The following is a 9,766-nucleotide window of genomic DNA, read 5'->3' on the forward strand; positions in this document are numbered from 1 at the left end:
GTGTGAAGGTTCAAGTCCTTTCATCCGCACCATCGGTCGAAAAACCCCTACTGTAGGGACTTCGGTAGATCTTCTCTTCCTTCTTTTAAGAAATCTCAAAAATCATTTTTTACAAGCTCTATTGTTAGCTTATACTTTCAAAACGAAGTAATTTTGTTTCTTCAACGAAAATTCCCTCCATACACATTCAATGAAATGGTTCTTAATAACCGAATAGGCACTTCCCCACAAACTTTAAGCCTTTTTCTCTATAATTTCATTATATCTTACAAAACATAACGAAATTGTCGCATTTTTCCGTGAACCATTTTTGCAATAGTGTGATTATCGTTATATCAAAAAAGAAATAAAGGAGTTTCTAATGAAACTGTTCAAACTCGTCCTCGCCTCTTTCGCCTTTGCTTCGGCATTGACGGCTCAAGCGATCACCGTTGCCGCTGCGGCCAATATGAAATATGCGATAACCGATATCGCTAAAGCATTTACCAAAGAGACAGGTATTGACGTGAAAATTATCACCGGAGCCTCAGGTAAACTGACTCAGCAGATTATGAGCGGTGCGCCGTATGATGCATTTCTCTCTGCCGATGTCGAGTATCCTGCCAAACTGGCACAGGGGGGATACACCACAACACCATCCCAAGTGTATGCGTACGGAACTCTTATCCTTTGGAGTGATACGGGTGCCGATCTCTCTAAAGGGGTTGCGGTTGTTGCTGATCCAAGCGTCAAAAAGATCGCCCTAGCCAATCCTAAAACAGCCCCTTACGGGATCGAAGCGATGAACGCGATGAAATACTATAAAGTCGCCGATGTCGCCGCTGGTAAAATCATCACCGCCGAATCGATCTCTCAAGTGGGTGCCTATGTAACGACCAAAGCGGTGGATGTCGGATTTATGGCGAAATCGATCGTCCTCGCTCCTGAGATGAAAAATGTCGGAAAATGGATTGAAGTGGATGACAAAGCGTACAACACCATCGATCAGGCGATGGTTGGGCTCAAAAATGGATCTCCTGAAAATCAAATCGCGGCAAAAAAATTCTTGCGTTTCATGAGTTCTCCTAAAGCGATCACTATTCTCAAAGCAAACGGTTACGGATTACCAAAAAAATAGACATTCTGCTTCGGCAGAGGCTTTCTTAACCATAATTATCGTTATATCAAAATATAAATAAGGATTGATCATGACAAAACTAAGTCTAGCTACGGCATTGATTTTAGGGACAGCGGTATTCGCAACAGCGGCGGATGATTTGGCATCAGCGTTTAAAGAGGGGAAATTTGACGGACGTATCCGTATGCAGTACTTCAACACCGATTGGGTGGATAATGAAGGATGGAATTTGGGAACTGTTCCAAATGCAACCAATACCAACACTAAACCTGACGGTGACAGCGAGGGAATGGCTATAGGGGGTAGTTTGATCTATAAAACAGCTCCTTTATACGGGATCAGTGCAGGTGCAGGATTTTATGTCACTCACGGAATGGGAATTTTAACAGATGACGATAATGGAATTTATGCCGGACATCCTAAAAATACAACCGCATCTGATCTTTTCGCCCGCGGTCCCGGTTCTGCTACCGATTTTGGAACAGGATATTCTGTATTAGCACAATCGTACCTCCAATATGATATTGAAAGAACTAAAATAACCGGAGGTCGGTTTTTAATGACCAACCCATGGATCACCCCGAATGACACTAAAATGATCCCTATTGCTATCGAAGGGGCACAAGTTGTTTCTAATGATTTAGCCAACACTACTATTCAAGTTGACTATGCAAACAAAATCAAAGAGCGTGGAATGACCTATTTTAGCTCTATGGCAGATACTGGCGATACCCCTGATGCGATTAAAAACTATTATCGTACTAAATATACTGCCTACACAACGCCTACATATGGAAGCAGCTTTGGTGTAGATGATGCCCCTGCAGTAGCTATCGTAGGGGTCAAAAACAAATCAATCGATTCACTTGAGATCCAAGCGTGGGGAATACATTGGGATGACATTATCGATCAAGGGATGCTAGAAGCCAACTATGCTATCGAAGCGGGTGATGCGATTATTACACTCGGTGCTCGCTATATGAAACAAATGGACAAAGGTGCAGGCGATATTATTACTCCGATGAGTGGTACTTCCATCTATGCACGCGGTGCTGTAACGGCAACAAACGCTACAGGTGCAACGTCAAAAGTCCGTTTCAAGGGAGATAATGACAACAGTGTTGATACCTATATGTATGCTCTACGTGCAGTAACAAATTATGGTCCAGCAAAATTGCTCCTTGCTTATTCTCATACCGATGATGGCGGAGATTTGATCGCTCCATGGCGCGGATTTCCTACATATGACTATACACGTTCTATGACGATTACCGATTGGAATTCCAATACATATGCCTATAAAGCACAATTTGACTATGACTTTAATGCTTTGGTTTCAGGTCTTAGTGCCTTTATTAGCTACAGCTACTATGATCGTGACCCTTCTAAAGTTGGCTATCAAGGTGCAACGGATCGCTATTACAACAATGGTGATACCAAACAATGGAATATCGATGCCATGTATAAAGTTGCTAGTATCAAAGGATTAGAACTCAAAGCTCGATACATGATCCAAGATAATGAAGTGATTAAAGCTATAGATACACCAAATACAGGAGCAACAGCGTCTGAAGGGTACGGAAACGATACCTCTAATCGCGAATTGCGTCTCGAAGCGAATTATCGTTTCTAATCTAATCCCCCTTTTGGGGAATATCTTGAAGTATGAGACGAGGCGACAGGAGTGTTTGTCTGCGGTTATTCAAATGCCTGTCGTCTCCCCTGATATTTTACCACTACAAAAAAGGAAAAATGATGAGTATGTCAAATTACAACGTTATATCTAAAAAGATACAATATGGCAATTCCTTATTAAATACCAAATCGTTTGCCGTCTCTTTCTGGGTTCATGCGGCACTTTTGGCTAGCGTAGCCTTTTTCATGACAACCCATCCGATCCCTCTTTCCAAGCCAGATGAAAAGATCACGATCTCTTTGGCTGAGTTTACTTCGACCTCAGGGGATATTCACCGCTTGGAATCTAAGCCTCAACCCAAAGAGCATCTCCAACCTATCCTTCAAACACAACACGTCACTACGACCCCCCAGATGACACCGATGAAACAACCATCGCTGTCATCTGAGGCGTCCGCGCCCCTAGCTATGCCCGATGCTGCGTCTTCACTTCCGCCATCAGCCACTGTAAATGATTCTCCTGATTTAACACCCTCCACTCCTGTTCACGAATTACCAAGAAACGTAGAAAAGCACATTGGCGGAGCGGCATTGGGACATATTAGAGCTATGATCGAAAACGCCATCACCTACCCCACTATCGCTCGGAAATTGCGACTAGAGGGGGTGGTATTGGTCACATTCACCCTCAAACCCGACGGTACGGTTGATACCGCACAGGTTAAAAGCACCAGCGGAAGCAATGTGCTCGATGATAGAGCGATTCAAACGATTCTCAGCCTCAGCGGTGATTACCCCTCACTGGGTAAAACCTTTGAATTGAGCCTCCCGATTGCTTTCAATTTGAGTTAATACACACTATAAATCTTAAGGAAGTGAAAATGAAGAAACACCTGCTACTCCTATCGCTGGCTGCTTCAGCGGTATTGGCGGATACTTTTACGTTGGGACAAATCAATGTCCTCAATACACCAATCAAAGAGAGTCCGTTTGAGGAGACGATCACCTCCGAGTCCATCGCGTTGCACAACAGTGAAACCCTCTCTGATGCGCTCGATAACATGAGTGGGGTCAATCAGGATGTCCAAGGTGGACGCGGAGAATCAACCCTTTATATGCGTGGATTTGATGCACGCCGTATCGGTGTGTTTATCGATGGTATTCCTATTTATGTTCCGTATGACGGAAATTTCGATTATGACCGTTTTTTAACCTCAGATATAGCGCAAATCGATGTTTCAAAAGGATATTCTTCGATAGCTTACGGGGCTAACACTATGGGAGGTGTTGTCAATATCATTTCCAAACGTCCATCTAAAGCATTAGAAGGAGATATTAAAGCAGGCATGGTATTAGACAGCGATGCATCACTATCTCGCAAAACAGCTTCACTAAATCTCGGTACGCGACAAGATCATCTCTATGCACAACTGGGTGCCACCTATAGCGATCAAAACCATTATCGCATGAGCGATGACTATACACAAGTCTCCGGTAGCGTACAACCACAAGGTGATCGATTACGCTCAGAAACGGAAGATTACAAAGTGAGTTTAAAAGGGGGATATCTTGCCGATGATGGCAGTGAAATCGCTATCGGGTATTCAAATCAAAACGGACAAAAACAACAACCTCCGGTGAGTGATCCCGCCTACTCTCAAGCGAAATACTGGGACTGGCCGTACTGGGACAAAGAGACCATTTTTATCACAGGGCAAAAAAATCTCGGCTCTGGCTATCTTAAAGCATTGGCATATTATGACAATATTCAAAATTCTCTTTATTCATATGCCAATAATACCTACTCGACATTTAACAATTTTGGATCTACATTCAAAAGTCGCTATGACGACTACAGCTATGGAGGACGACTCGAATACGGTGTTGAATTAGCAAATAATTTTTTAACTGCTGCCGTAAATTATAAAAAAGATTCTCACAAAGGGTACGACATCAGTAAAACAACCAATGTCGAAACCATGACCGAAAACTATGAAGATCACACCATCTCATTAGGAATCGAAGATACCTATACCATCAATGCACAATGGCAACTACTAGGAGGGGTGAGTTACGACCGACGTGAAGGGGATAAAATCTATGATACCAACACCGCGTATCTAAATATGCTCGCACTCGAAACCCAAAGCGCTTACAATCCGCAAGCCGCATTGATTTTTACACCGGATGCAACCTCTAAAATCCGCGCCAGCATCTCCCAAAAAACCTATATGCCCTCGATGAAAGATCGCTATTCTCGTAAATTCAATAGTTCTGTTCCAAATGTAAATCTTCAAAATGAAGTGGCTACACACTATGAGTTAAGCTATCAAAAACAACTTGGAGCATTTAGCACTCGACTAAACGGTTTCTTCACTCGTCAAGACGACGCTATTCAAAGTGTTGTTTATGCTCCAAATCCAGCCTTTTATCAAAACCAAAATGTCGGTAGTTTCGATCACCGTGGTATTGAAACTGAGTTAAACTATAAATCTGACGGATTGGAAGCGGGCGGAAACTACACCTACATCTCCATCAAAAACCGTACGAATGAAGCGATCAAACAAATCGACGTACCAAAACATCAACTCTTTACTTTCGTACAAAAAGAGCTTGGTAGCGGTTTTTCAGTACACGGCAATATGAAATTCCGCAAAGGGGCATACGAGCAAAAAGCTGATAAATCGTATGTGATAAATCCCACTTTCACCACCTTTGATTTGAAAGCAACCTATAAAGCAACCGATGCTATTACGGCAGAAGTAGGAGTCAAAAACCTCACCGACAAACTCTACGCCTATGACTTGGGTTTCCCAATGGCGGGGCGTGAGTTTTTCGCCAATATAGGGTATAAATTTTAATGCGAAGTTTCATTAAATACCTCATTATTCTCTTGATGGGAACCATCTCTGTTACGGCAGCTGAACAACCTATTCGGGTTGCCATCATCGGTGGTATGACCATGAGCGGAATGTGGCAAAAAGTAGCTGCATCGTTCGAATCTACCTATCATATTCCGATAGAAATAGTCATCACGGGTACAAAACACGAACTGGATGAGTACACTCGATCCCATCCGGTCGATTTACTCACCATGCACTCCAGCGATACGATGGTAGAACTAGCATCAGAGGGTTATGTTGAAAAACTGACACCTTGGGCACACAACGCTCAAATGATCCTCGGCAGCGTTGCCAATCCCGCACAGATCAGTGAAAATGAACCGTTATCCTCTGCATTGGATAAAATCAACCGCGCTAATACCCCATTTTTCATCCATGCCAGCGGTGGAACGTTTGAGGTATACACTCAATTGTCCTATCAATACGGTTTTAATCCGACAGATCAAACCATCGTTTTTACGACTCAAAAGAGAGGGTTTATGAAAGATGTCGCAAAGTCAAACGGATATACCCTCTATGGAGTCATTCCGTTTTTAATGCAAAAACAACATCATCCCGACATCAAAGGGTTTATTTATGATGACCCAAAACTGCGACGTCCCTATTTGGCAGCCGTAGGAACCCAATCCAAAATCGGTAAAGAGCAGTATGAAAAAAGTTTGAAACTACTCAATTTTTTGACCTCAGACTCGACGCAAAAAATGCTCAAAGATTTTCGTATTGACGGATTCGAAAAAATACCTCTATTTTTCCCAAACCGATAGTGCGGAAACAATAGTCGTTGACTCACCCCATAGAGTCTCAAAAACATAACAAAGGAAAAAGAATGAAAAGTGTATTAGTGGTTTTATTGTTAGTAACAGGATTGTTTGCCAAAGAGGCTGTTTTACCTACTGAATTGATGGCTTGGAAAACGCTATCGTTTGTCAATACGGCTAAAAATGCAAACGAACTCTCCGATGCTTCGTTAGCACTTAACAAAGCTTCCTACGTCGGATTGATCAACACACCGAAAATACAATACGTCACACGACCAACCAACGAGGGTGGGACGGTGAGCTATGGCGGTCTTTTTCAAATCGAGATTAAAGAGAGCGGTGCTTACCGTGTAATATTGGGTAATGCTTCATGGATCGAGTTGGTCAAAGAGGGAAAATCGGCGAAATCAGTAGCACACGCCCAAGGTCCTGAAAACTCAGGGATACGAAAAATGGTCGATTATCTGTTAGAAACCGGAATCTACACATTGCAACTCTCTGCCGGAGCCGATACCACCAGTGCCGTTTTAATAACAAAAATTAAATAAAGGGCGATTATGAAACACACGATTAGAGCTTTGTTAGTTCTCTCAATTTCCCTAACAGGATTGAGTGGAGAATCTCTCCCAAACACTACCCAAACACTAAACGCTAAAATCGAACTGGGGCGACGTCTGTTTTATGATGCCGATCTCTCGATTAACGGGACAATGTCATGCGCCACGTGTCACGAACAACGACGCGCTTTTACCGATGGTAATAGTGCCCATCCGGGTGCATTAGGTGATTTTGGAAAACGAAACGTCCCCGGATTAGCAAATGTGGGTTTACATAAAAACCTAACGTGGGGACATAATCATCTAAGCGGATTAGCTGAACAAGCTTTGGCACCGATTCGAGGAACCGATCCTATAGAGATGGGGATGAATGGTTATGAGAATGAAATCACCAAACGTTTAAGTCAAAACGGCTGTTATCAAAAGCTTTTTTCTCTCGCTTTTCATGAGCAAAAAGGTGCTATCAATCTGAGTACTGTTACACAGGCATTAGAGAGTTTTGAAAAAACACTGATTTCTAATAATTCTCTCTATGATCAAAAAATGAGAGCAAAAAAACCTCTACCGACTAAAGAAGCGAGAGAGGGGAAAAAGCTCTTTTTTGGTGCAGCAAAATGCAATACGTGTCACAGCGCACCCCTTTTTAGCGATGACGATTTTCATCAGATTCAATCTAAAAACCAAACCCAAAATCCCCAATTCAAAGATTATGGATTATCCGATGTCACAGGTGATATAAAAGATAAAAATGTTTTTCGTACACCGAGTTTGAGAAATGCTGCATTAACCTCACCGTACTGGCATGATGGAAGTGCTAAAACACTTGATGATGCGATTCGGAAACACGATCTCAAAATCAATCAGAGTATGAATGCAAAAGATATTCAAAAAATTATCGCCTTTATAAACACCCTAACGGATAATGATTTCGTGACAAACCCCAACTTCAGCAAACCAAAGGTTGAGTGTCCATACTAAGTCGGGTAATGGATCGTTTTAGCTATAATAAAGTATTAAAAAGGACTCTAAATGTTTCTTGAATCCATCAATTTTTCCGCCATGTACCGTGAGCACAAAGCCACCACCGATTTCAAAGGCAAAACCAGCAGTGATTGGGATGAAAAGTCCGCCGATATGGCGGCATCCGTCATCAACAGCCCTTATGTAGATGATTTCATCTCCCGTATGAACATCACGGGAGACGAAGTGGTTCTCGACATCGGATGCGGACCGGGAACCCTTGCAATCCCCTTGGCAAAACGGGTCAAAGAGGTGATCGCCATTGACTTCTCCGCCCAAATGCTTGAAGAACTAAAAGCCTACGCCGCGCGTGAAGGGGTAACTAATATTAAAACATATCATATCGGATGGGAAGATGACTGGAGCACTCTTCCAAAAGCCGATATCATCGTAGCCTCCCGCTCTATGGAAGTTCCCGATGTCGAAGCGGCGCTGGCTAAAATGTCGGCTCATGCCTCAAAAGCGTGCTACCTCACCTACAAAGTGGGAGGGAGTTTCGTAGATATGAATATCCTAGACTTCATCGGCAAAAAGGTCAAAACCAAACCCGATTACTGGTACATCCCAATCATCCTCTACTCTCACGGTTATCTCCCCCGTATCGACTACATCGAAACAGGACGGGGAAGCGTCCGTGCAAACACGGAGAATGAGTTTGTCGAATCGCTGATTTGGAGCGTCCACACATTAGACGATGAGCAACAGAGCAAAGCACGCCAATATTTCCGTGAGGTGATTGTAGGGCAAAACCGCCCTCCCCGAATGGTGAATTGGGCATTTATCGGTTGGGAAACGACGCTATGATCACCCTAAACGATTTTGAGCTCGAAGCCCTGCTAGCCGAAGATGTCCCCTACGGTGATCTCACCACCGCATCGCTGGGGATCAGTGACCAACGCGCCCGCATCACCTTCTCAACCCGAGAACGCCCTCTCGTCGTCTCGTGCAGTGAAGAGGCGGTGCGCTTGTGCGGACTCTATGGTTTGGAGATCGACGGTTTTGTTAAATCGGGAACTTTGGTTCCGCCAAAAAGTGTCTTTCTCGAAGCCCACGGCGAAGCGGGCAATATCCACCGCATCTGGAAAAGCGTCCAAAACCTCCTCGATTACGCCAGCGGAATTTCCACCTACACCCGCGAAGCAGTACTCTTGGCTCGCAGTATCAATCCCAATATCGTTATCGCCACCACCCGAAAAACCACCCCCTTTACGAAAAAAATCGCCATCAAAGCGGTCGAATCAGGCGGCGGAGTCGCACACCGTTTGGGTCTTTCCGAATCGATCCTGATCTTCGATTATCACCGTGTTTTCTTCCCTGCCGAGGAAGCGTTTAGCGAAGCCTTGAGCAAAACCAAAAAAGCGAACCCTGAGAAAAAGATCGTCATCGAAGCGGGCGACATCGCCGAAGCGCTCAAATTTGCCGCTCTCGGAGCAGACATCCTCCAGTTGGAGAAATTCCCCCTCACCAAACTCTCCGATGCTGTCCAAATCCTCCGTGCCGACTACCCCCATATCACCTTAATCGCCACAGGGGGAATCAGCGCCAAAAACATCGCCGAATATGCGAGCACGGGGGTCGATATGATCGTCACCTCATCGCCTTACAGCGCACAACCTGCCAACATCAAAGTGAGAATAGAACCGCTGTAAAAAGGTTTTATGATAAAATAGACTTCTTATAGTGTCTCGAAATATATTTTATTCCGTTCACCCTGAGCCTGTCGAAGGGTATTCGTTTTCCGTCATCCTCGGGCTTGACCCGGGGATCCATCCCCAT

Annotated in this window: 9 protein-coding genes; all 9 read left to right on the forward strand. The window is 43.9% G+C overall.

The annotated features are described in order from the left end of the window. Positions 1 to 361: 361 nt before the first annotated feature. Positions 362 to 1,117 carry a molybdate ABC transporter substrate-binding protein gene (gene modA, locus WA010_RS05160; protein ID WP_422556075.1) on the forward strand — a complete coding sequence of 252 codons (756 nt, stop codon included), beginning with the start codon at positions 362 to 364 and terminating at the stop codon, positions 1,115 to 1,117. A gap of 70 nt (positions 1,118 to 1,187) precedes the next feature. Further along, complete coding sequence (locus tag WA010_RS05165) at positions 1,188 to 2,750, forward strand: OprD family outer membrane porin (RefSeq protein WP_422556076.1); 1,563 nt, start codon at positions 1,188 to 1,190, stop codon at positions 2,748 to 2,750. Positions 2,751 to 2,872: 122 nt separating this feature from the next. Beyond that, the gene (locus WA010_RS05170; RefSeq protein ID WP_422556077.1) at positions 2,873 to 3,604 is read left to right on the forward strand and encodes a TonB family protein; all 732 of its coding nucleotides are present in this window, start codon (positions 2,873 to 2,875) and stop codon (positions 3,602 to 3,604) included. A gap of 29 nt (positions 3,605 to 3,633) precedes the next feature. Beyond that, entirely contained in the window at positions 3,634 to 5,613 is a 1,980-nt protein-coding gene (locus WA010_RS05175) for a TonB-dependent receptor plug domain-containing protein (protein ID WP_422556078.1), read from the forward strand. Further along, entirely contained in the window at positions 5,613 to 6,419 is an 807-nt protein-coding gene (locus tag WA010_RS05180) for a hypothetical protein (RefSeq protein ID WP_422556079.1), read from the forward strand. The genes WA010_RS05175 and WA010_RS05180 overlap by 1 nt, the downstream gene beginning before the upstream one ends. Positions 6,420 to 6,481: 62 nt before the next feature. Further along, entirely contained in the window at positions 6,482 to 6,961 is a 480-nt protein-coding gene (locus WA010_RS05185; protein WP_422556080.1) for a hypothetical protein, read from the forward strand. A 9-nt stretch (positions 6,962 to 6,970) separates the two neighbouring features. Continuing rightward, positions 6,971 to 7,948 carry a cytochrome-c peroxidase gene (locus WA010_RS05190; protein WP_422556081.1) on the forward strand — a complete coding sequence of 326 codons (978 nt, stop codon included), beginning with the start codon at positions 6,971 to 6,973 and terminating at the stop codon, positions 7,946 to 7,948. 51 nt (positions 7,949 to 7,999) lie between these two features. Then, a complete protein-coding gene (locus tag WA010_RS05195) occupies positions 8,000 to 8,794 on the forward strand; it encodes a class I SAM-dependent methyltransferase (RefSeq protein ID WP_422556082.1) in 795 nt (264 codons plus the stop codon). After that, entirely contained in the window at positions 8,791 to 9,639 is an 849-nt protein-coding gene (modD, locus tag WA010_RS05200; protein ID WP_422556083.1) for a ModD protein, read from the forward strand. Before WA010_RS05195 ends, modD begins: the two co-directional genes overlap by 4 nt. Positions 9,640 to 9,766 lie beyond the last annotated feature (127 nt).

The organism is Sulfuricurvum sp. (genome assembly GCF_049305995.1).
Classification (GTDB): Bacteria; Campylobacterota; Campylobacteria; order Campylobacterales; family Sulfurimonadaceae; genus Sulfuricurvum.